At 37.0% G+C, this 23,181-nt stretch carries 18 protein-coding genes; 5 read left to right on the top strand and 13 right to left on the bottom strand.

All coding sequences use genetic code 11. The annotated features are described in order from the left end of the window. Positions 1–208: 208 nt before the first annotated feature. Entirely contained in the window at positions 209–670 is a 462-nt protein-coding gene (locus tag A3EM_RS0101590) for a hypothetical protein (protein WP_020526407.1), read from the top strand. A gap of 58 nt (positions 671–728) precedes the next feature. On the opposite strand, the gene A3EM_RS0101585 is transcribed toward A3EM_RS0101590, so the two are convergent. The 3 genes from A3EM_RS0101585 to A3EM_RS0101575 form a co-directional block, all read right to left on the bottom strand. After that, positions 729–2,180 carry a DUF1501 domain-containing protein gene (locus tag A3EM_RS0101585; RefSeq protein WP_020526406.1) on the bottom strand — a complete coding sequence of 484 codons (1,452 nt, stop codon included), beginning with the start codon at positions 2,178–2,180 and terminating at the stop codon, positions 729–731. Positions 2,181–2,239: 59 nt separating this feature from the next. Next, positions 2,240–5,494 carry a DUF1553 domain-containing protein gene (locus A3EM_RS0101580; protein WP_020526405.1) on the bottom strand — a complete coding sequence of 1,085 codons (3,255 nt, stop codon included), beginning with the start codon at positions 5,492–5,494 and terminating at the stop codon, positions 2,240–2,242. A gap of 287 nt (positions 5,495–5,781) precedes the next feature. Beyond that, complete coding sequence (locus tag A3EM_RS0101575) at positions 5,782–7,230, bottom strand: arylsulfatase (RefSeq protein ID WP_020526404.1); 1,449 nt, start codon at positions 7,228–7,230, stop codon at positions 5,782–5,784. Between the two features lie 327 nt (positions 7,231–7,557). Here A3EM_RS0101575 and A3EM_RS41210 point away from each other — a divergent pair, with 327 nt between their 5' ends. The 3 genes from A3EM_RS41210 to A3EM_RS0101555 all read left to right on the top strand — a co-directional run bounded on the left by A3EM_RS41210 (position 7,558) and on the right by A3EM_RS0101555 (position 10,459). Further along, positions 7,558–7,860, top strand: coding sequence for a hypothetical protein (locus A3EM_RS41210; RefSeq protein ID WP_020526402.1), 303 nt, complete (start codon positions 7,558–7,560; stop codon positions 7,858–7,860). A gap of 233 nt (positions 7,861–8,093) precedes the next feature. Continuing rightward, positions 8,094–9,731, top strand: a complete 1,638-nt coding sequence (locus A3EM_RS0101560) for a sodium/sugar symporter (protein WP_020526401.1) — start codon at positions 8,094–8,096, stop codon at positions 9,729–9,731. Positions 9,732–10,207: 476 nt separating this feature from the next. Then, complete coding sequence (locus A3EM_RS0101555; RefSeq protein ID WP_020526400.1) at positions 10,208–10,459, top strand: hypothetical protein; 252 nt, start codon at positions 10,208–10,210, stop codon at positions 10,457–10,459. 18 nt (positions 10,460–10,477) lie between these two features. Here the strand turns inward: A3EM_RS0101555 and A3EM_RS0101550 are convergent, their stop codons facing one another. The 9 genes from A3EM_RS0101550 to A3EM_RS0101505 all read right to left on the bottom strand — a co-directional run bounded on the left by A3EM_RS0101550 (position 10,478) and on the right by A3EM_RS0101505 (position 19,709). Beyond that, entirely contained in the window at positions 10,478–11,461 is a 984-nt protein-coding gene (locus A3EM_RS0101550; RefSeq protein ID WP_020526399.1) for a hypothetical protein, read from the bottom strand. 52 nt (positions 11,462–11,513) lie between these two features. Then, positions 11,514–12,581: a cytochrome-c peroxidase gene (locus tag A3EM_RS0101545; RefSeq protein WP_157637700.1), complete on the bottom strand. Its 1,068-nt coding sequence runs from the start codon at positions 12,579–12,581 to the stop codon at positions 11,514–11,516. Between the two features lie 29 nt (positions 12,582–12,610). Next, complete coding sequence (locus A3EM_RS0101540; RefSeq protein WP_020526397.1) at positions 12,611–13,423, bottom strand: MbnP family protein; 813 nt, start codon at positions 13,421–13,423, stop codon at positions 12,611–12,613. Between the two features lie 51 nt (positions 13,424–13,474). Next, a complete protein-coding gene (locus tag A3EM_RS0101535) occupies positions 13,475–13,837 on the bottom strand; it encodes a hypothetical protein (RefSeq protein WP_020526396.1) in 363 nt (120 codons plus the stop codon). Positions 13,838–13,888: 51 nt separating this feature from the next. Next, positions 13,889–14,641 (bottom strand): MbnP family protein, encoded by a 753-nt coding sequence (locus A3EM_RS0101530; RefSeq protein WP_020526395.1) that lies wholly within the window; start codon positions 14,639–14,641, stop codon positions 13,889–13,891. Between the two features lie 6 nt (positions 14,642–14,647). After that, a complete protein-coding gene (locus A3EM_RS0101525; protein WP_020526394.1) occupies positions 14,648–15,778 on the bottom strand; it encodes a cytochrome-c peroxidase in 1,131 nt (376 codons plus the stop codon). Positions 15,779–16,055: 277 nt separating this feature from the next. After that, positions 16,056–16,430, bottom strand: coding sequence for a hypothetical protein (locus A3EM_RS45395; RefSeq protein ID WP_020526392.1), 375 nt, complete (start codon positions 16,428–16,430; stop codon positions 16,056–16,058). A 107-nt stretch (positions 16,431–16,537) separates the two neighbouring features. Further along, complete coding sequence (locus A3EM_RS0101510; protein ID WP_020526391.1) at positions 16,538–19,054, bottom strand: YfhO family protein; 2,517 nt, start codon at positions 19,052–19,054, stop codon at positions 16,538–16,540. Between the two features lie 145 nt (positions 19,055–19,199). After that, the gene (locus tag A3EM_RS0101505; RefSeq protein WP_020526390.1) at positions 19,200–19,709 is read right to left on the bottom strand and encodes a hypothetical protein; all 510 of its coding nucleotides are present in this window, start codon (positions 19,707–19,709) and stop codon (positions 19,200–19,202) included. 315 nt (positions 19,710–20,024) lie between these two features. Here A3EM_RS0101505 and A3EM_RS0101500 point away from each other — a divergent pair, with 315 nt between their 5' ends. Beyond that, complete coding sequence (locus tag A3EM_RS0101500; protein ID WP_020526389.1) at positions 20,025–22,406, top strand: ABC transporter permease; 2,382 nt, start codon at positions 20,025–20,027, stop codon at positions 22,404–22,406. A gap of 52 nt (positions 22,407–22,458) precedes the next feature. On the opposite strand, the gene A3EM_RS0101495 is transcribed toward A3EM_RS0101500, so the two are convergent. Beyond that, positions 22,459–23,106, bottom strand: a complete 648-nt coding sequence (locus A3EM_RS0101495) for a hypothetical protein (RefSeq protein ID WP_020526388.1) — start codon at positions 23,104–23,106, stop codon at positions 22,459–22,461. Positions 23,107–23,181: the final 75 nt, after the last annotated feature.

Here is a 23,181-nt window from a genome sequence, read left to right as displayed (position 1 = left end):
AATGGAAATAACTTTTTTTAAAATTAATAATACATCCTAATATATCGAACTCTTTGATGGTTTTAAGCGTGAAATATTACATATATTAGTCTAAAAATAAGGTGCTTGCCTTCGGTTTTAATTAATTATTCCACAAATAGACCGGGGATGATTCCTTATTGCGGATTATATAAACCTTATCAATACAACCATTACTAAAACATCTATTATGAAACTTTCAGCTAAATCAATGGATTCAACCACATCACAAATTTCCCAGTTAATTCTGGATTACAAATTTAATGAAGCCGAGGAACTAATTAAGTCAAACTTTAATGAAGATGATGTCCTTGAATTGTTAGAGCAAATATCTAAAGGAAAACCTGGCTTACTGGCTTATACATTTGCCGCCCATCTTTCCGAAAAACACCAAAATAGTTTTTGGCACAGGATTGCAGCTAGTCTGGCCATCCAAACCCTTGAGGAAAAATCACATGCACAAAACACCAGCCTTTATCATATTTTAAAAGCGGTGGAATTAGATCCAAAGGACTGGGAATTAAAGGAGCAGGCATTATCCTTTTATCCGGAAAACCTTTTACCAGAAAGATATGTCAAACCATTTGCCGAAGCGGTATTAAGGCAAGATCCCACCAATGAACTTGCTTTAGGAGCCGTGGAAATGGATTAAAAAATAATTTTTATTTGTTGCGTACTACCGAAAGGGTTCATTTTCCCTTTCGGTTTTTTTATGCCAAAATATCTTTAACCAGGTTTCCATGAACATCTGTGAGCCTGTATCTTCTTCCCTGATGTTTAAAAGTCAGTTTTTCATGATCAATTCCCAATAAATGCATCAGGGTAGCCTGAAAATCGTGAACATGAACAGGATTTTTCACAATATTGTAACCATAGTCATCGGTTTCCCCATAAGTAATCCCTTTTTTGATTCCAGCTCCAGCCATCCAAATCGTGAAACATCTTGGATGGTGGTCTCTTCCGTAATTGGTTTTAGTCAATTTTCCCTGGGAATAATTTGTACGCCCAAATTCTCCTCCCCAAATCACAAGAGTATCTTCTAATAAACCTCTTTGTTTTAAATCTTTGATAAGGGCAGCAGAAGATTGGTCGGTACTTTTGGCCATGGTACTAATGTCATTTGGTAAGTTTCCATGTTGATCCCAGCCCTGATGGTAAAGCTGTATAAATTTCACATCCCTTTCCGCTAATCTTCTGGCTAGTAGACAATTGGCTGCAAAAGTGCCAGGTTTTCTGGATTCTTCTCCGTACATTTCATAGATATACTCAGGTTCATTGGAAATATCCATCGCTTCCGGAACAGAAGTTTGCATCCTGTAAGCCATTTCGTATTGGGCGATCCTGGTGTTTATTTCCGGGTCCATTATTTTTTCATATTGCAAATGGTGCAATTCTTTCAGGTAATCCAGCATTCTCCTTCGGCTGGTTTTGGACATTCCTTCCGGGTCATTCAAATAAAGTACGGGGTTTACGCCTGACCTGAATTGTACCCCCTGATGTAATGAAGGAAGAAAACCGTTACCCCACAATCGGGAATAAAGGGGTTGTCCTCCTTCTCTTCCTCTTGAAAGCAATACACAAAAAGAAGGTAGATTTTCATTGTCTGTGCCAAGTCCATAACTCAACCATGAACCGATACAAGGCCTGCCTGCCTGTTGAGAACCTGTTTGAAAAAATGTGATGGCCGGATCGTGATTAATTGCTTCCGTGTGCATGGTTTTGATAAAACACAATTCATCGGCAATTTCTCCGGTATGTGGCATTAATTCGCTTACCCAGGCTCCTGATTGACCATGCTGAGCAAATTTAAACTGAGAACCCGCCATGGGAAAGGACTTCTGGTGAGCAGTCATTCCTGTTAGCCTTTGTCCTCCTCTTACTGAATCCGGGAGTTGTTCCCCGTTCCTGTTTTGAAGTGTGGGTTTATAATCAAATAATTCCAACTGGGAGGGTCCTCCACTTTGAAAAAGGTAAATTACCCTTTTCACTTTGGGGGCAAAGTGAGGTTTCCCTAGTGGGTTATCGGAAGTAAATGGTTTGGCAAAACTTTTAACCGGATTTATGATTGAAGCCAAAGCTGCAGCCCCGATTCCAAGGCTTGTTTTGGATAAAAATGCTCTTCTGTTAGATTGGAAATTAATGTTTTCTTTTAAGTTTTCCATTTTCAGGTTATATTTTAAATGCTGTTAATTTTTGTCTGAGAAAATTATTTAATGTGCTATCATCTTTTAAAAACAGCTTCATCAAAATTGATTAAAGTGTTGGTGACCAGGGTAAATGCGCCAACTTTCACAGGGTCAAGTGACTGTTCAGACTGATATTCTCCAACCGATCTTAGTTTTTGGGCTTCCTCAGGGTATTTGGATAATTCGGCAAATTCTTCCTGAAAAAGTCTTTTAAGTAATTTGAGTTGTTTCTCATCTGGCATTTTACTGGTTAACATTCGGAATGCATAAGTAATTTGATCTTCAATATCATCTCCTCCTTGCATAAGCGCATTTTCCGCTAAAACCCTGGCTGCTTCCACATATTGGGGATCATTTAGCAATACCAATGATTGTAATGGAGTGCTTGTTTTTTGACGCTTTACAGTACAGAAACTCCTTTCCGCAGCATCAAAACTAATCATAGAGGGGGGAGGAGAGGTCCTTTTCCAAATGGTATACATTCCCCTTCTGTAAAGGTTGTCTCCATGTTGCTGTACATATTCTGTGGCATTTCTGGTAGCTAATTGTTTCCATAATCCAGGTGGCTGATAAGGCTTCACACTAGGGCCACCAATGGTTCTAACTAACAATCCGCTGGCAGCGAGTGCATTATCCCTAATCATCTCAGCACTCATTCTGTAGCTTGGTCCTCTGGCCAATAATTTATTTGCCGGATCAATTTCCATTAATTCTGCTGAAGCAATGGAAGATTGTTGGTAGGTATTGGACATTACTATTAATTTTTGTATAGCCTTTATATCCCAATTCTTATCCCTGAACTGAATAGCCAGCCAATCCAATAATTCCGGATGTGAGGGTAAATCTCCCTGATTGCCAAAATCATCGGAAGAAGCCACCAGTCCCTGACCAAAATACATTTGCCAATACCGGTTTACAATTACTCTGGCAGTCAATGGGTTATCCTCATGAAGTAACCATTCTGCCAGACCAAGTCGGTTTTTTGGAAGCTCTTCGGGGAAAGGTAATATATAAGCAGGAGTTCCGGGGAAGACTTCATCTGTGGGTGCATCGTATTGTCCTCTGTTAAGTATGAAGGATTTCCTGGGTTCGGGTAACTCTTTCATTACCATCACTTCTTCCTGATTGGTATAAATTTCATTTTCTTCTCCCCTTAATTCAGTAAGTTTTTTGAAATTGTTTTCATAGGAGTTATCCAAAGCCAACAGGTAATATTCCAATAAATCTGATTTGGTGTCTGGCTTATCCAAATAAGCATTCAGATTAATATTTTCATCGAATAATGCTTTGACTTCAATCCGGGAGAGTTGCCTGTTGAAAATTTTATATTCATCTACAATGGCACTATCCAGAGTTTCTTCGAATCTTTTCCCCACAGAAAGTTGTCCGCCATACCAGTTTCGTTTTCCCTTTCCATAATACAAAATACTACTTTGCAAATTGTCCACTTGAATGGCTGACGGCATCAGTTCACCATTGGCAAATATTTTTATACCACTTGCTTTACTAGACCCATCGTAAGTAATGGTAAGCTGTACCCATTCTTTTGAAGGGATAGATTTTTTTGTCTGTACGGCAATTGAATTATCCGGGAAGGTGTGGTTTAGGCTGGCATACAAAGTCCCGTCCTTATTCAACATGAGATCGTATCCTCTGTTTCCATCAAATAAACCGCCCGACCTGGATAATATAGGCCCTTCCAATTTGTCGGAGAGGGTTTTTACCCAGATACTCATGGAGAAAGGCATGTGCCTGTCAAATTCCCCGATTTCCTTTCCAAAACCCAGATAACTATCCCCAACTAGCTGAAATCCTTCATTAAACTTGCCTGCGGTAACTTTCGGATGATCTTCTTCATAACCTTCAATTTTCCCTTTGAATTTTGAACTCTGTTTATTCTCGAGCCAGAACTTTTTATCTGCTTTCTTAAAACCATCCAGAGGATAATCCCCAATTAAACCCTTTATTTTAATACTTTTATTCTGATTGTTTTCCTGCGAATCAGCCATCCATCGGGAGAATCCTTCCTTATAATTTTCTTCAGCTAATTTTTCTTCCTCCGATTTAATATTTTCCTGAATAAAGGCCAATGCACTATCTGCAGCTTCAGTAGTTAGGATTATGGTTGGGCTGGCTTCGCCTATATAAGGAATTTGTCCATATTCATTGACATTATTAAAAAATGAAAAAAGCTGAAAATATTCTTTTTGAGAAATAGGATCATATTTGTGATCATGGCATCTGCTACATTCCAAGGTTAATCCAAGAAATGCCTTTCCCAAGGTATTGGTACGGTCAGCTACATATTCCACTCTGTATTCCTCTGCCACAATTCCTCCTTCCTGACTTTGCATATGGTTTCTGTTAAACCCTGTGGCCAGAATCTGTTCTCTGGTAGGATTGGGCAGCATATCCCCAGCCATTTGCCAGGTAAGAAATTTATCAAAAGGCAGATTTTCATTAAAAGATTTGATCACCCAGTCTCTCCAGGGGTACATGTTTCTCATTCCATCATCCTGATAACCATGTGTGTCGGCATATCTGGCCAAATCAAGCCAGTCTACCGCCATTCTTTCCCCATAATGAGGAGAAGCTAAAAGCCTGTCAACCACTTTTTCAAATGCATTTTCACTTTTATCATTAAGAAAATTATCAATTTCCTCAATTGTTGGCGGGAGGCCTGTTAAATCAAAAGTAACACGCCTTATCAGGGTTTCCCTTTTAGCTTTTTCAGTGGGATTTAAGCCATTTGCTTCCAGTTTATTTAAGACAAACTGGTCAATTTCATTGGCCACCCAATCCTCATTTTTTACCTCGGGAAGGGGATGCTTTTCTGGTTTAATAAATGACCAGTGAGGTTTGTATTTCGCACCTTGTTCAATCCATTTTACAATAGTTGCTTTTTCTTCTGGGGTGAGTGTAAGGTTAGATTCCGGTGGTGGCATTAACAGTTCAGGATCTTCTGTTATAATCCTATGGTAAACTTCGCTTTTAGCTAGATTTCCTTTTACAATGGCATATTTTCCGGGGTTTTCAGTCAGTGCAGCGTAGGCGCCTTCTTCGGTATCAAGGTGTAAGCCAGCTTCCTGCTTGTTTTTATCAGGGCCATGGCAGGCAAAACAACGATCCGAAAGGATAGGTTTAACATGAAAATTGAAGTCGATCTGGTCAGGAAGATTTTTTTCAGCCTCTACAATTTCTGCCGGTTTATCTACTCCACATCCTATCAGGATAGTAAATAAAATAAGATAAAAGAAAAAACTAAATTTTAGATTAGTAATATGGTTCATTTTCATTGGTAGTATGACTAATATATTTGGGAGTTTGATTTTGCATTTCCCAAATAGGTGTTTGGTTAAATGCCTAAAATAGTTAAAGAATTAACTTCAAATATCGTCCATTTACGGTTTCCTGGCTTGTCCTATTTTCTCATATAAGTAGGACGAATTGTTCAAAATAGCCTGTTAAAATGTGGTAGACCGATCCTAAAGGGCACAAAAAAACCAAAAGAGTTCGGTTATTGAATTTACCACCTTTTCTCTTTTGGTTCAATGAAATGTGTAATAAAATTTACTTGTTAAATATGATCACCGGGTTTGGGAAATCGTTCGCTGGGTACATGTGCTTTTTGAATAAGACCTTCCAGTTCTGATACTATTTCAGGATATTGATCCGCTATATTATGCTCCTCTCCGGGATCTTCTTCAAGGTTGTATAATTCCAAAGGGTTTTCAGGATTTTTCTTCATGTCCAGTCTTATCCCTTTCCATTTCCCTTTCCGGATGGCTTCTTTGTAACCTTGTTCGGGAAACTGCCAGTATAGATATTCATGTTGTTTTTCCTGGCTTCCCTCTTTTAAAACAGGAAGGTATGAAATCCCATCTGTATCGGAAGGAGCTTCAATACCTGCAATTTCACATGCAGTTGGTAGAAAATCCCAGAAGGCGCTCATATGATCAGTTACAGTTCCTGGCTTTATCTTTCCAGGCCATCTTGCTACAAAAGGTTCTCTGATTCCACCCTCATACATATCTCTTTTTCCTCCTCTCAAGGCTCCGTTACTATTAAAAAATTCTGTAAAATCTTCACCGGGCATTGGGCCATTATCACTTGTAAAAAATACAATGGTATTTTCATCTATTCCCAGGTGCTTTAGTTTTTCCATTATCCTTCCAATATCCTTATCCATTCGGGTAATCATGGCTGCATAAGCTTTGGTATCGTGATTCCAGTCCTGATCGGCATATGGTCCAAAATCCGGAACTTCCTGCCTTTGGCCCTCAGGAGCTTCACCATTATCATGAGGAATAGTAAAAGGCAGATAAAGGAAAAATGGATTATCCTTGTTTGTTTCAATGAACTTCAGCGCTTCATTGGCAAATAAATCATGAGAATATTCTACCTGTTCGATGGAATGACTACCATAACCCTTATGCCATTTGCTACTGTCCTGATAGACTACCTTATTTTTTAGATATTCTTTTTTGTCATTTCTCATGAGATATTCAGGGAAATAGTTATGGGCTAAAACCTGGTCGAGATAACCATAGAAAAAATCAAAGCCCTGTTTCATCGGATTTCCTGAATTTTCGATAATTCCTAATCCCCACTTTCCAATCATTCCAGTAGTATAACCAGCACTTTTGAGCAGCTCAGCTACCGTTATGGCATCTGCTGTGATTGGAGGCTGACCATAAGGCTCCACCAGGCCGTTACCCCGGATTTCAGCATGCCCCATGTGTTTGCCTGTCATTAAGGCACATCTTGAAGGGGCACAAACAGTATTTCCAGCATAATGTTGGGTGAATTTAATTCCCTCTTTAGCCATATTATCAATATGAGGAGTCTGAATGATTTGCTGCCCGTAACAACCTGCATCTCCATAACCCATATCATCTGCCATGATGAATATGATATTAGGCTTTTGGGTTGCGGCTTGAAGCGAAGTTCCCTTGGAGTCCTCCTGTTTAGATGATTGGCATTGGAAGAAAAGGAATGCCAATAATAGGTAGTGTAAATTTTTCATAAATTAATTTGGTATTGATTCATTTTCAATAGTTTTTGGAAACAAGTCATTTACAGAATGACCGGAAATTAAATGGAATTAATCCAGGGGCATTCTTTTGTGGTTTCCATGATTTTAAATTGATTTCTGGCGAATTACCAATTAATCTGCTAAAAATCAAAATTTCTCAAATAACACAAAATTATTTTAAACTTAGGAAAGGGTAGAAATAGAAACCTTGGCATGAAAAATTACCCATGTAATATATATAGAGTATAGTGACCCCGAAATGGAATGTCGTGCACCATTCTTGTAATTTGAGTCTTTTTTTGAACTAAACTTCTGACTATGTTAAAGCGATCATTCAAGCAAATTTACAAAGGCATTGTAAAACCATTTTTACCCGCATATTATGTGGAATTTTCAATTTACAATGTTGTACCTGGTTTGCCAGTAAGCAAAAACGTTACTTTACATGATTTTGAAAAGGGTGCTTCTAAAGAGGCAACTGAGTTTTATAATAAGGTGGTTCAGAATACCCAGGAATTCAAAGTACTTCCTTCTGAAATTCATTTGAAGAAAGGAAAAAGGGTAATTATGACTCAAACATTTGGTCCGATTGATGAGATTAAAACTTTGAAACAGGCCTAAAATTTTAATTCAATCAGCAAAACGGTTAAGCCGGTAGTTTTTTTACTATCGGCTTTTTTATTTTCCGAACGCCACAAATTGCCTTTTTAAATCAAATCAATAGACATTAATCGAATAAGCGTACTTTTTACGTAAAAAAATATAATCTCTTTTTTAAGCTGGTATATTTGCAATATTTTTAGATATATTTGAAAGATTTCTATTTTACAACCTTATTCTAAAAATTCTGATTAATGTCAACGCTGGATATTATTGTTTTCATTGGCTATGGCCTGGTCATCGTGTCGCTCGGATTATGGATGTCGAGGGAGAAAAAAGGCCACACAAAAGATTCAAAAGATTATTTTTTAGCTGGAAAATCATTGCCATGGTGGGCAATTGGAGCATCCTTAATTGCCTCTAATATCTCAGCCGAGCAATTTATCGGAATGTCCGGTTCAGGTTTTGCCATGGGACTCGCCATTTCTACCTATGAATGGATGGCGGCAGCTACACTGTTAATTGTTGGTATATTCTTCCTTCCTATATTTCTAAAAAAAGGCATCTACACCATGCCTCAGTTTTTGGAGCAACGGTATAATCATCAGGTAAGAACGGTGATGGCAGTATTCTGGCTGCTGGTATATGTATTTGTAAACCTTACCTCAGTGCTATACCTGGGAGCACTTAGTATAGAAACGATTATGGGATTCCCATTCTCTTATTCGGTAATGGGGCTTGCAGCTTTTGCGATGCTTTATTCCATTTATGGAGGATTAAAGGCTGTAGCCTGGACAGACGTAGTACAAGTAGTCTTTTTAGTTGCCGGTGGGTTAGCTACTACCTACCTTGCTTTGGAATTGGTGGGAGATGGTAGTGTAACCAAAGGATTTTCCCTATTAAGAAAAGAAGCTCCTGGCCATTTTCATATGATTTTCAGTGAAGGACAGATGATGATTTCTGATGGAAATGGTGGGACAAAAGATGCCTACATGGACTTGCCGGGATTAAGTGTTTTAATTGGGGGAATGTGGATTATTAACCTGAGTTATTGGGGATTCAACCAATATATTACCCAAAGAGCACTTGCGGCAAAAAGCCTTAATGAAGCACAAATGGGAGTTGTATTCGCAGGTTTTTTAAAACTTTTAATGCCAATTATAGTGGTAATTCCTGGTATTGCAGCTTATGTTATTCTTCAGCAGGAAGGTGGCGCTGGCGAATTTACCACAGCTATGACAGACAGTATCACAGGCTATGTGAAATCTGATAAAGCTTATCCTGTACTCCTTAATCTTCTTCCTGCAGGATTGAAAGGACTGGCATTTGCTGCGCTTGCTGCGGCAATTGTTTCTTCATTAGCATCTATGGCCAACAGTACCTCAACAATATTCACCATGGATATTTACCAAAATATTTTTCATAAGGACGCTTCTGAAACAAAACTGGTGACCGTAGGTAGAGTTGTGGCTTTAATTGCATTTGTTGTAGCGGCATTAGTCGCTCCTGCCTTAGGAGCTTTAGATCAGGCATTCCAGTTTATTCAGGAATATACAGGTTTCGTTTCACCAGGTGTTTTTGCCATCTTTATTTTGGGAATTTTCTGGAAGAGAACAACAAGTAATGCGGCACTTACGGCTGCAATTTTGACGATCCCATTATCAACAGCATTTAAGTTTATGACAGATTTGCCATTTATAGATAGGATGGGATCTGTTTTTATAATAATTATGATAATTATGGTAGCAATGAGCCTTGCAGATCCGAAAAGTAAGGACAATCCTAAAGGTATAGAATTGGATAAAGATTATTTTAAAACAAGTCTTGAGTTTAAAATTGGCGCAATTGCCATTTGTGGAATTTTGACAGCCTTATATACCATTTTCTGGTAATCCGAATCTGACTGATAACATGATAGAGTCTGATGTTTTGATATCAGGCTCTTTTTTTATGTCCCTAAGGTAAAGGTTTAATACCAGTACCAGATTTTTATTTTTTAATTAAAAGGAGCAAAATTGAATTGATTTCCCCATTTTTCAGGAAGTAATTATCAATTTTTTCAGTTTGTTTTGTCTTAAGGTTGGTGTGAATATTTGTGAATTGTTAAAATATGATTCACAAATGCCGCAACTCTTAAAAATTTGCTTGCGTAAATGATTGTCAATTACATCTACTATTTAATACTGCCTTTCAAATTTCCAGCTATAATTTTTGAAGTATATTTTATACTAACAATTGCCTTATACCATTGAAATTACCTTAATTTATTTTTTATCAGGGAAAGAGAGATAGGCTAAATTTATACATTTCAACACGTATCTTTTTAACTCTTTAGATTTCCTGAAAATGCAAAAATGCTCCAACAATTATGGCAAATTTATTTTTAAGCAAACAATCAAAGCAAGCTCCATTCGATGCGAAAAAGATGTTGGATGGTTTCAAAACCGTTCCTGAGAAAGACAGGAAAGATTATATCCATGATCAATTGGATGAATTATTCAATATGTCCTCAGTTGAGCAGGAACAGTTTTTCTCTGCAGTAGCTGCCAGGACATCTGATATTAATTCCAGACTCGATAATTTGCTAAAGAAAATCCAGGTTTTAACCAAAAAAGATTAACGATTAAAGTGATTGAAATTAAATTACATTTATCACGATACCCGTGTTTATTCTGCCTGCATTTCCCAATTGATTCCCATTGAGATTATCTGATATTGGGGCCTGATACAACACTTGTAAAGTCACATTGTTTCTGTTAAAATCGAGCCCGAAATTTCCAAAAAAAGTAGTGCCTCCTGTGAGTTTTTGTTTGCTTTCATAATAATAATCATGGCCGGCTGTTTCCAGATAACCACCAATTTTGGGTATGATGTAATTCTTTCCAATTGGTATCTGACGGAAATAATTGCCTGTTACATTAAAACTATTGGCAAATTGATATTGGTTTTTACCCAGTTCAGATATTTTATAATTTATGCTTGCATTCAAGCCCTGTTTATTTAAAAAGTATTGGTAATTCATTCGGAAAATTACAGATAATGCACTTGTGCCTGGTTGTATGATGGGATCATGAACATTACCATAATCGTCCTGTTTTTTGTATTGCCCGGTTGGAAGGCGAAAGGCTATTCCCGGCCTGAAAGTATGCCTGCCTTTGTCTGTCTCTTTTTGGATTATATAATCCATGGCAATGATAAGATCACCCCAACCAGAGAGGTTTATTGTACTGTCTTTCATTGGGTTAGGTGCATCGATCACCTGATCATAATAAATTACATTTCTTTCGTATGGCAGGATGAAAAGGAAATTAAATTTTTCCTTAAAAGTATAATTGCCCCTAAGCTCCAGTGTAGTATAAGTTTCATAATCCTTATCCGATTTATTTACATAAAACCCTGAATTTTCAGGCTCGTGGAGTGTGCTTTTTCTTTGCGGTAAAAAATCATGGTTGTTCCCAAGATGTTCATATCCATTGAATACTCTGTGCCGGTAAAAAATCCCAAAATAGCTTTTGTTTTTTATAGTGCTGTATTCAAAAATATTACAAACATCGCAGCTAAATGAGGGAAACCATGATAATAAAAACAGACTTGTGATGATGATAGTTTTTAATAATTTCATTATTAGTTGTTGAGTTTTTTAGGCACTCTCTGGTTCACCAAAAAGTGCATTTTTATTTTTTAAAAGGGTTTGAAAAAGCCTGGTTTTGTATAAAGGAAAGGTCGGTTAAAGTATGGAGAAATGCGACAATAGCCTGCTTTTCGTTTTCAGAAATCGGGATTCCAATTTTATCATTTTGCCCAGTTAAGAGGGTATCCAGCGTAGGAGAATTTACCATATTTTGCGCATAATGATCTAAAACTTCATCTATAGATTTAAATCGACCATCATGCATGTAAGGAGCGGTGAGTATGATATTTCTCAAAGTAGGAGTTTTAAATGCCCCCAATTCTTCAGGGTTTAGCGTAACCCTGTTTCTGCCTTTGCCTACATGTTCAGGTGCAGCGGGAAATTCAGCGTCCAGCCCATTATTGTGAAAACCTAAATCTGTGAAATTCACACCACTGTGGCAACCGCCACATTTTTCTTCAACCAGCTGCATCCCTTCCAATTCAAGTGCATTAAGGAATCCAGCTTCCCCACTTTTTAAATATCTATCATATTTAGAATCGAATGAAACCAGACTTCTTTGAAACTGAGCCAGTGCTCTCACAATAAGAGCCGATTGAATGGTATCTTTTCCAAAAACTTTTTTAAACCTTTCTTTATAATCAGGAATTTGTTTTAATTCTTCCACCAATTCTGTGATATCCTGATTCATTTCATCGGGATGGGTGAGTGGCGCAAAAGCCAGGGATTCCAGGTCTTTTGCCCCTCCATCCCAAAATAAACCATTATTCCATGCGAGATTGATTAAGGCCGGAGTATGTCTTTGCAACTTTTCCCCTGAAACACCCAGGGTAGATAAAGACATGCCATCTGAAAAAGCCAATTCCTGTTTATGACAGGTCGCACATGAAACCTGATTGTTAGAGGATAAAATGGGGTCATAGAAAAGCATCCGTCCTAATTCAATTCCCTCTTTACTGAATGGATTCCGCTCCGGGAAGGGTACAGTAGTCCCCATATATTCCGGCACATCCAAATCAATATAAAAAGGCTTTATATCAGGTGAAATATCCTCATTACAGGCTAACATAATCCCTGAAATGAGTAAAAATAATATGAGACGCTTTTCCATGACTCCTATTTCTTTTTTGATAAGAAATATCAGTTCATTTCCATGTTATGCACATGATGAAGCATGAACATTTCTGCATAAGCATTTGCAATGGCTGTAGCCTTGTCTTCAGGACCCACCATTACTCCTGTGAAGGTTTTTACATCCGCAGGAGGGGGGAAGTTTAAGCCGATTTCATTTAGCCCAACAGCGTCAAATACCTTGTCTGCCATTACCTCAAAATGGATTTGGGAAGTCATATCATCATTTATAGTAATGGTTTTCCCAAATTCATTGGAAATTAATTTAAAATTAGCATCTGTGCCTATGTGGAAGGAAAAGTTAACGTCCTTGTTTTCTGCGTCATTAAAATAAGAACCATCCCACCGGATGAATTTGTAACCAGAAGCCCAGCCCCAATCCATTCCAACTCCACCTTCTAATTCTCCTTTCTCATAATTGTCTGTATTGGCATTGGTTTCCGGGTCCACGCCTACATAAAATTTTATTCCTTTGTAATTACCGGCAGGGATATCTGTTATTTCAATCATCTCCCTTTTTGAATCTGTGCCACTTCGCTGTCCCATGAAATAATAGGAATCCGGGACGGCATAAATTGAACCATCTTCTTTTATCAATTCTACATTACTAATAATGTATTCAAATCCTGAAAAAGTAATTTTATCTCCTTTAGATGAAGTAAAAGTAGAGGATAAATCTATGTTGGCATCACCAAATTTATTTTCTAGCATTAACGAAACTTTGCCTGGCATTTCCGGGTCCATTTTATCATCATCATCGCATGATGATAAAAGTCCTGTAATCAATAAGCCAATTAATGTGTATATATGGATAGATTTCATATCTAGTTTGAATTTTATATTATCTGTTAAAAATTTAGGATATAGATTAAATTAAGTTTTAATTTTCGTAAACAGTATCCTTTTCTCGGGTGGAATTAATAATCCTTTTTCAAACTCTTGATGAGGAATAACCTGTGCATATATGGGGTAGACAAGAATATAGGTTTCCTCGCCAAATATGATAATTAACAAATCAGTTTCTAGATAATTGAACTTTGTGAGATAATCGATAAAAACGCTTTTCCCATTATCCTGATCTTCATGCTGACTGGCTGATTTTATGGATTTTTGTAACACACAGCTTCCATGACATTGTAATTCAGGACGATCGGTGTTTTCACATAAGTTTTGGGCAAAATAATCTTCTCCCAGATAAAATCCACTGGTAATCAGGGTAAATCTCAGATTACTCATCAGAAGGAGTAACAATAAGGGGAAAATATAAATTTGCCTTTTGCCCAAAATCTATTCAGAAATTTCGATTAGTGAGAACATGTTTTTGGCATAATTATCTGCCACTTTGTTGGATATGGCATCGAACATTACCACATTATTTTCTTTGAAATCTATAGAAGTGGGATCTTTGAATATTTCCGAAACTTCTACTTCCAGTTGAATGGTAGTGGTTTGGGCTTCTTTAATATTAATGTTTTCCGTTCCGGTTGGGAGTAGAATTTTTCTATAATTGGCATCACTTCCAATATGAAAAACCAGGCCTTTTTTATCTTCATTTTCCGGGAAAAATTCGCCTTCCAGCAAAAGAAATTTATAACCCGAATTCCAGTCCCAGGCCATATTGTTGGAAGGGTCGAGATCTCCCACATTGTCAAGGGAATAATTTTTTGAATTATCCACTCCAACGGCAAATTCCAGTTCATTGAACTCGCCAAGTGGAACATTTTCAATGGTCAATTCAAATTGATGTGTATCAGGAAGCCTTCTTACTAAATGATAACTTTCCGGTTCTATATAAAACTTTCCATTAGATTTATTCCTGAGCTTGATGTTACTCAGGTAAAATTTGAATTCTGAAATGGTGTAATTGTTCCCCATTTCATTTGTGTATTCCCTGGTCTCCAATTCCAGCGGGGCTCCATCATTGAGGTGGGAAATAATTAGTTTCAAACTGCCTGTTTCGCTAGGCTCATTATTATCCTTCTCACAGGAATTAAATAATAAGACTGTCAAAATAATTAATCCAAAGGTATATTTTTTCATTTCATTCTAGTTAAAAGGGTCTGAAAAACGTGGGTCATTGATGAACTCTTCGTCTGTAAGCAAGTGTAAAAAAGCTATAATCGCCTCTTTTTCCTCATTCGTAAGGAATAATCTTATAGGGTCTTCGGGAAGAGTAAGTTCATTGCTGGCTTCCCGAATTAAAGGGTCTAAGGTCGTACTCTTTTTAATGTGTAAATCATAATGGTCAAGTACCTCTTCTAAAGTACTAAATCTGCCATCATGCATGTAGGGGGCAGTTAATGCTATGTTTCTAAGTGTTGGGGCTTTAAATTTTGCCTGGTCAAAATCATTTCCAGTTACATTTTTCAAACCTTCATCCTGCATGTCATTATCTTCATCCAGGCCATTATTGTGAAAACCGTCAAATGCATTTAATTCACCACTGGTTAATACATTGGTATGGCAATCTCCACAGTTTCCTCCTCTCAAATTAATTTGTGGGACAGGATGAGTAAAAAATAAATCGAGTCCTAGTTGTTCCTGAGCAGTCAATTCATATTCTCCTTTCAGGTAAAGGTCATATTTAGAACTGGACGAAATGAGTGTTCTTTCAAACTGGGCAATGGCTTTGGCGATGTTTTCAGCTGTAATAATCTCACTTTCAAAAGCTTGTTTGAATTTTGGAGGGTAAATATCGGAGGCCTGTAGTTTGGCTACAGCATCCTCCAGACTTTGATGCATTTCTATGGGATCCTGAATTGGAATAAGTGCCTGCTCTTCAAGGCTGTTAGCTCTTCCATCCCAGAAAAATTTCTGATTCCATAACAAATTGGCAAGGGACATAGAGTTTCTTGTACCGTCTATTCCATCGATTCCAGTGCTAAACCTATTACTATCGGAAAAAGCATTTTTTTGCTGATGACAACTTGCACAGGCCTGGGTATTATCCCCCGATAACTTTTTCTCATAAAACAGCATTCGGCCTAATTCCACACCCTGGATGGTCATGGGATTATCATCTGGTATTTCATAGTTTTTCCCAAAATAAAAAGGTAGTTCCGCTTCAAGATCGTACGGAACTGGTTTAGGGTCTTCCACAGGATTTTCTTCTTCGCAGGAAAGCAGAAACGGAAAACTGAAAAAAACTAAAATATTAAAGAATCTTAATAATTTCATGTGTATTGAAGCGGCTGGTTTATTCCATCCTAAAGGAAAGTATATTAACCTTCTAAAAAATAATAAAAAATCAATTTGTATTATCCTTAGAAAAGGAACCCTTTAGACAAAATATAGTTGTAATCAGCCCATGAAAGCTATTGGTGAAACATTTGGTATAGAAAAAGAAATCCCAAAACCGGACTGAATTTCATAATGAAAGTTAAGCACATTTAATAAAGTATTGATGACAGAACTGCCTTTCAAGATGAAAAAATCCGAAATGGAGCGTGCACAATTAGCAATGTCTGGGAGGGTGGAAGATATCGGTAAAATAGGTTGTACTTGGTGTGAAAAGGTAGAGACAATTATGATTTTGCTCTGTACTTGAAAATGCCTTTAGTTTTTGAAAAGCTGCGACAATTGAAATCGAGATAAATTGTACACTTTCCTGTTGGGTGTTTTCCTTTTCTTCTTCTTTCTCCTGCTCCTTTTCTAATTGCTTTTTCAAATGGCATTGCCCTGCACAGGATAGCATGGGTTTATCCTTATTGATGCAAAATAATTCGGTGATGACCTCCTTATTCAATTCATAATTAAGAATAATAATGCCCTGATTGAAAAGTCCTGGCAGAAAAACTACCAGAAATAATATGGAAATTGCAGTTTTCAAATATGAGGGCAAAGTTAAAATGAAAATGCACCATTTAACAAAACAATGGTGCATTTTTTTGTAGGAATGAAAGGTTTTCTGAAATACATGAAAATCAATTAATCAAATCATTCCTGAGATTCTTCATTTTTATTGAGTTTTTGATAAAGTGAGAGTGAAAGAGCCACAACCACAATTAATCCTACAAGCCAGCTACTAATCATTGTAATTTTAGAACCGACTACATAAGAAGTAGGATTAAATTCAAATATTATTTCATGATTACCAGCCGGAACTTCCAGGCCACGAAGTAGGTAATTTACCCTTTTAATTTCTGCCTCCTGATCATCAATTTTAGCGGACCAGCCCTCCGGATAATAGATTTCTGAAAATACCACAAAACCATCTTTAGAGTTGTTGGTTTTATATTTAATCTCTCTGGGACTGTAGGAAACCAGTTCTACACTGGCAGCACTGTCTAATTGAAATGAAGTATTTGCAACTGAATTTTCATCTTTGGTATAAATAAAAGCTTCTTCGGCTGGGTTAAAAGCAGAAATAGCTGCCATCTCTTCATCAGGGTTTTCTACCTCGGTTAATTTTGGGACAAACCAGGCATTACCCATAGCGCCTTCATTTTTTATTACGGACCTTTCCCCACTTCCCAATTTAATATACTTGGCATTGAGCATATTCAGGTTGGGAATTTCAGCAAAATCTGGGTAGGTTTTTGCCTGGATTCTGCTCATAATTTTTTGTTGTTCACCATATAACTGACGTTCGATCAGATCTTTATACCGCATTAATTTAGCAGCAAAATATCCACCGATCGATTTGTGGTAATAAGAAGTTCTGGCTTCTTTATCAAAACTGCTTGGGGGAGTAGAGATATTGAAAACCCTGTAATGTGGATCTTTATCACTTAAAATAAATTCATCAGCTTTGGTTTTCTGCATGTATTTCTGAATCGGGTTTTTAGTGAATTTATCAAAAGATAAATACCTTTTTCCCACCATCCAGACATCTCCAACAAGCAGAATGCCTAAAACCAACAGGGCAATATCCTTACTTAATTTACCAAGGTTTGAAAAATAAAGTAATGCAGCAGCTACCAAAATCAAAAACATAGACCGCAAGGCATCTGCTTTCATAATGGATTCTCTGTCTTTTTGTAGGGCTTCTCCCAACGCACCCATTTGGGCATCGGAAGGAGATTCATAACTACCCATTCCGGAGAAAACGACCATAAGCAGACAAATTCCGGCTACTATTCCTGTGGCAATGAATAAATTCTTTTGATCCTTTTTATTGAAATCAGCTTTTGCCCAAAGTTTTTGGACAGCCATTAATCCAGCCAATGGCATAAGCATAATTACCATGGTTAAGGCCATAGAAACCGACCTGAACTTATTGAATCCGGGAATATGATCGAATAAGAAATAATTGAAAAAAGAAAGGTGTTTCCCCCAGGCAAACATCATGGAAATAATCACGCCTGCCAAAATCCAATATTTGGTTTGTTTATCCAATACAAAAAGTGATAAAACAAACAAGAAACAAAAAATTGCTCCTGCGTAAACCGGACCGGCTGTGAAAGGCTGATCTCCCCAATAAAGTGGGGCGCCATTCAAAATCTGGTTCATCTGGTTTCTGTCCAGTTGCCCACCTCTGGTAGCCTGCTCCAGCAATTTATACGTTTCAGTGTCATTATCCAGCTTTTCGTTGCTTCCACCGCCATATAAATAGGGAACCAAAAGGGTGAAGGTTTCCATTTTTCCCTGGCTCCAGCTAAAAGCATAATCCTTATCCAGCCCATCTTTCTTTTTCTCTGCCTTACCATCTGCTCCAACACTGCTTAAGATGGCATTTCCCCGAATGGAATAAGGTGTATATTCCTTGGTCATCCAGAAGTTGGCAGTGGCGGTACTGGCAGCCAATAGAATTGCCCCAAAAATTACTCCGGCCTGTTTCCCGAATTCTCCCAGCTCTTTGGCCTTGATGGCGATAATTAATTTATTGATGGTAAATGCAGCACAAACAAAAAACAGATAAAAGGTAATTTGGTAGTGTGTAGCGCCAATTTCCAGCGTAAAAGCAAAGGTGGTGAGGGCAAAGCCTAATAAATATTTCTTTTTAAAAACCAGATTGAGTCCCCCAAGAACCATAGAGCCATAAAACATAGCCCAGCATTTAGTAACGTGGCCGGTTTCGATGGTGGCAATATTGTAGGTAGTGAAGGCGAAAGCAACTGCACCTACCATAGCCAGATAGGGCTTTATATCGAATGTGAGCAGTAAAATCCAGTAACTGAACATAGCCAGAAACAGTAAATGTGCTGCCTTATGCTTACTAATGAATCCAAAAGTGAACTTCTTTAAAATGAGAATGGCTCTTTTGGGAAGACCTGTTGCAATCAGATAATCAGGTGTTCCTGAAAACATGGCATCATTCCATAGGGTTTCTTCCCCTGACTCAGCACGGTAGTCTACCGATCTTTTGGACATCCCTTCAAACTGAACAATATCAGTCTGAGTTAAACTTTTATCTTCCATCAACTCCGGATAGAAAAAGGAAAGGGTTGCAAGATAAAAAACTACGATAGAAACAATATAGGGAAGAACTTTTTTGAATTCTATATTTCTCATTAGAGGGTGAAAATGGATGATTTTAAAGACTTGAAAAAATCAGTTTTGTAAAAACTTATATTAAAAAATCAAAGTTAACTGAAAAATCGAATTTCCCACTTTTTTAAGAAGTTTTAGGAAAGTAATTGACGAATTGCTCCTAAAATCATCGATATTCCGGGAAATATCGTTTGATCACAGAATAGGTTTCCTGGGCAAAACTATCTGGCTTAAATGGGAAGTTGAAATTGGCATAAATTCCTTTCTCCAGCCTTTTGATGTCAAGGAGATTTTCACTAACCTTTAGCTTTTCCGATAATGAGGTCAGGAGTTTGTAATATTCCTGTGAGTTTTCCTGAGCTCTTAATTGTTCATATCTGAAAAAAGTAGAAATGGCATTTGTTCTGAGTTTCCAGGAAATAATAGGAGATGATTTTAGTAAATCATCAGATTGTTTTAAGGCATCATTAATTACCAATACCAAAAGGGAATCATGATGTGCCGAGTAATCATAGCTTTTCAGCACAAATTCACAATTCAGAAAAGTGAGTTGATTGAGCTTCCCTTGAGCATCTTCAGCTTCAAAATAAAATTTTGTTCTGCTTTCTACGGTGCCGCAAGCAAATATTTGAAAATGGATTGCCGTAAGGAAGAATAGGAAAATGATGGATTTCATTAGAGAATGATATAGGATATTAAGTAGTAATGGTCTAATTCAATTTCTGAATAAACGGTAAAAATAAAAAACCGTGCCTCTTTTTAGGGAAATTGTTTGGTAATAGTTGGTTAATTTTTTCTTGTAGCCAAAATGTATCTTTTCAGAAAGTGCTCCAATACATTAATGTTTGCGTACAATATCGCTCATAGGGTGTTCAAATTCGTTCACTTTGTTTAGTTGTAAATTGTTATAAGTAATTGATTTGCAGTATTTTATTGTTTTGGTATGTTGATTGGTGTTTTGAATTTTAATCGATAACTAACTACCCAAAACATGATCAAGAATTATATAAAAGTAGCATTGCGTAGCCTTCTGAAAAACAAAAGTTATGTAATTATAAACACTTTTGGATTGGGGATTTCCCTTGCCTGTTGTGTGGCTGCCTATCTTCTGCTTGCCTACAATATCGAATTCGATAATCATTTCAATAGTGAGGATACAGAACGGATTTATAAGGTCCATACTCATATTAAAAATAATGATGGAACCTACCAGCAAAATATCAATGCGCCTTTGCCTCTTGCTCCTATAGCTATTGAGGAAATTTCAGGAATTGACCGTTTTACCCGCTATGTTGGGGAGGGATGCTATATGCGCTATGATGAAAAAGTTTTCTCAGAAGGGGTGAGCTTTGCTGATAGTACATTTTTTGACATGTTTAAATTCAATTTGTTGGAGGGAGATTTTAAGTCTTTTGATGACAAATACAGCATCTTTTTGAGTGAAAAGCTGGCCAAAAAATATTTTGGGGAGGAGAGTGCTGTAGGGAAGTTAATGGTGATGAGTTTTGCTAATGAATATGATATAGAGGTGATTGTGGGTGGCGTTTTTGAAAAGCCCCCAGTTAATTCTACTTTTTATTTTGAGGCAATGATGAGGTTTGAAAATTATACTGATCTTCACAAATTAGAAGCTGGGAATTGGAGTGATTGGCGGGATCCTGCAGTATTTTTTGAGGTGGCGAATGTCGAAAATGTGGACAACATCACCAATAACCTTCAGAAATATGTCCCAATAAGAAATGAGGCAAAACAAGACCAGCATGTTACCGCTTACAAATTAGAACATTTCGATGCTAATTTTAATCAGGAAAATATTGGGTGGACTTACGTAAACCTGAGGATTAGCTATGTGCCCTTGTTAGTCTTTTCAATTTTGGCTTTAATTATTTTACTTATTGCCTGTTTCAATCTCACTAATACATCCATAGCACTTACTGCCAAAAGACTTAAAGAGGTAGGAGTCAGAAAGGCAATTGGGGCCAGAAAATCTCAAATAGTATTTCAGTTTTTATTTGAAATTTCCATCACCATCACCTTAGCTTTGATCGTTGGTCTGGCATTGTCACAAATTATTGTGCCTGCTTTTTCACAAATGTGGGAGTTGCCATATGGCCTTCAGGATTTAAGTGGAGCTAACTTTTTTATTGCAATGCTCATCCTGCTTTTTACTGCCGCTGTAATCGCAGGAACCTATCCGGCCATTTTGAACAGTAGCCACAATACCATTGCTTTATTGAAAGGTGGCATTAAGATAAAAGGTACAAATGTGCTCACCAGAATTCTTGTCACTATGCAGTTTGCCTTATCGGTAATTGTGCTGGTAGCCGGAGTAGTTTTTATTCAGAATGGACAATTTCAGGAGAGTTTAAGTTTTGGGTATGATAAAGAAAATGTAATCACAGTGAGAATAAGGGGAGAGCAGGAATTTGAAGCACTTTACAATGAAGTTCAAAGTAATCCAAAAGTTAGAAAAGTAGCTGCTTGTGATCATCACGTAGGAATATTTCCCTATGAAAACCCTATAAAAATTGATACAACTGAGTACTCAATAAGGGTATATGAAGTAGGGGATGGCTACCTGGAGGCCATGGGATTGGACCTGATAGAAGGGAGAGAATTTAAAAAAGACAGTAAGTCTGATTTTGAAGAATCGGTGGTGGTGAATCAAACCTTTGTAGAAAAAACTGGGTTGAAAAATCCAATTGAAACAGTGGTAACTTTCCAGGGTAAAAAAGTGAGAATTGTAGGTGTGGTGGAGAATCATATTGATAATTTATTCAGAAGTAAAGAACCGGAACCTTATATGTTCAAAATGACAAGTAAAGACAGGTATAGCCGGTTAATTGTAAATGTGGATAAAGGTGATATCGGAAGGATGCAAAAGGATTTAGAGAATACATGGAAAAAAGTGTTCCCGGAAAAGCCTTTTGAAAGCAGAACACAGGAGGAAATTGTTTTTCAGGAAACCAGAAATGTGAATGGAAACCTGAAGAAAGTATTCATTTTCTTAACTATTCTTGGAGGATTGCTTTCCGCTTCGGGAATTTTTTCGCTGGCTTCCTTAAATATTGAAAAAAGGACCAAGGAAATTGGGGTACGGAAAGTTTTGGGAGCTTCTGTAAAAAGTGTGGTGGCTTTAATTAACAGGGAGTTTTTGATCATCATGACTTCAGCTGTGATTCTGGGAGGAATTGTTGGTTTTTTATTAACAGATGCACTGCTTAGTGAAATTTATGCTTATCATATTCCAGTAAGTCTCATTTCAGTTTCATTGTCTGGTTTTATCATTTTTGCGGTTGGAATGTTGACTACAAGTACCACAATTTTCCGGGCTGCCAGAGCCAATCCGGTGGATACTTTGAGAGATGAGTAATAAGTTTTTTTGGATATTTAAAGCCGTACAGATTATGGATTTGTACGGCTTTTTAATTGATCTTCAGATATTCTCCTTTACTACCTTTTGTTTTTAAGATTTTCTTTAAATCCCCTTTTTTTACTTTTACAATAAAAGGTTTTTGGAAAAGGCCTGAAGTAGTATCCTGATTTGATTCTAATAATTCATTTTCTGATAAAGGCTCAATTTCATCCAGATATATAAGGTTTTCCAATCTTAATTTCTTTTTCTCTAGTTTCAGAATTTGCACAGTCCATATGCCATTTTCTCCATGTTGTTTATTCAGAAAGTAATGCCCTTTGAATTTTCTTAAGATATTTTTTTCAGAAATTTGAAATATAGAATTTTTGAAGCAGGAACTTAATTTAACCGAATCATTTATAACATCAAGGCTAATTTTCATTCCCTCATCAATTAATACCGTGTCATGATGAATAGCAATTTCCATTTCATTTTCAAATTCGGCTTTATGTATTATGCCTGTGAAATGGTATTCACGGGTAATTTGTTCAGCATCAATGGTAATGATCGAACTGTCCGAAAAATTAAGATATTTGCCGATTAACCTGGATGGGAATATGGGTAAATCCTTTGTCCCTTCAGGTTGGGGTACTTCAAATTCTACTACCGGACCGCAACCCAGGGTAATAGTTATTAAAATACAAACTAATTTTTTCATTTAAAAAATGGTATTTAAGTTAGACCAATTTAATTCTAATTCTTAAAAGGTTTAGTACTTCCCGTCTTTAACCTT

Origin of the sequence: Flexithrix dorotheae DSM 6795, from assembly GCF_000379765.1 — a bacterium.
Taxonomy (GTDB): Bacteria; Bacteroidota; Bacteroidia; order Cytophagales; family Flammeovirgaceae; genus Flexithrix; species Flexithrix dorotheae.
Note: the sequence above shows the minus strand (reverse complement) of the source record. Positions and strands in the feature narration are given on the sequence as shown.

Excerpts from the sequence above, each read along its gene's own strand:
- A3EM_RS0101580 (WP_020526405.1), bottom strand. The coding sequence starts at position 5,494 with ATGAACCATATTACTAATCTAAAATTTAGTTTTTTCTTTTATCTTATT.
- A3EM_RS0101510 (WP_020526391.1), bottom strand. The coding sequence starts at position 19,054 with ATGAGAAATATAGAATTCAAAAAAGTTCTTCCCTATATTGTTTCTATC.
- A3EM_RS41210 (WP_020526402.1), top strand. The coding sequence starts at position 7,558 with ATGTTAAAGCGATCATTCAAGCAAATTTACAAAGGCATTGTAAAACCA.
- A3EM_RS0101545 (WP_157637700.1), bottom strand. The coding sequence starts at position 12,581 with ATGGAAAAGCGTCTCATATTATTTTTACTCATTTCAGGGATTATGTTA.
- A3EM_RS0101590 (WP_020526407.1), top strand. The coding sequence starts at position 209 with ATGAAACTTTCAGCTAAATCAATGGATTCAACCACATCACAAATTTCC.
- A3EM_RS0101550 (WP_020526399.1), bottom strand. The coding sequence starts at position 11,461 with ATGAAATTATTAAAAACTATCATCATCACAAGTCTGTTTTTATTATCA.
- A3EM_RS0101575 (WP_020526404.1), bottom strand. The coding sequence starts at position 7,230 with ATGAAAAATTTACACTACCTATTATTGGCATTCCTTTTCTTCCAATGC.
- A3EM_RS0101495 (WP_020526388.1), bottom strand. The coding sequence starts at position 23,106 with ATGAAAAAATTAGTTTGTATTTTAATAACTATTACCCTGGGTTGCGGT.
- A3EM_RS0101505 (WP_020526390.1), bottom strand. The coding sequence starts at position 19,709 with ATGAAATCCATCATTTTCCTATTCTTCCTTACGGCAATCCATTTTCAA.
- A3EM_RS0101560 (WP_020526401.1), top strand. The coding sequence starts at position 8,094 with ATGTCAACGCTGGATATTATTGTTTTCATTGGCTATGGCCTGGTCATC.
- A3EM_RS0101555 (WP_020526400.1), top strand. The coding sequence starts at position 10,208 with ATGGCAAATTTATTTTTAAGCAAACAATCAAAGCAAGCTCCATTCGAT.
- A3EM_RS0101530 (WP_020526395.1), bottom strand. The coding sequence starts at position 14,641 with ATGAAAAAATATACCTTTGGATTAATTATTTTGACAGTCTTATTATTT.
- A3EM_RS0101500 (WP_020526389.1), top strand. The coding sequence starts at position 20,025 with ATGATCAAGAATTATATAAAAGTAGCATTGCGTAGCCTTCTGAAAAAC.
- A3EM_RS0101535 (WP_020526396.1), bottom strand. The coding sequence starts at position 13,837 with ATGAGTAATCTGAGATTTACCCTGATTACCAGTGGATTTTATCTGGGA.
- A3EM_RS0101585 (WP_020526406.1), bottom strand. The coding sequence starts at position 2,180 with ATGGAAAACTTAAAAGAAAACATTAATTTCCAATCTAACAGAAGAGCA.
- A3EM_RS0101525 (WP_020526394.1), bottom strand. The coding sequence starts at position 15,778 with ATGAAATTATTAAGATTCTTTAATATTTTAGTTTTTTTCAGTTTTCCG.
- A3EM_RS0101540 (WP_020526397.1), bottom strand. The coding sequence starts at position 13,423 with ATGAAATCTATCCATATATACACATTAATTGGCTTATTGATTACAGGA.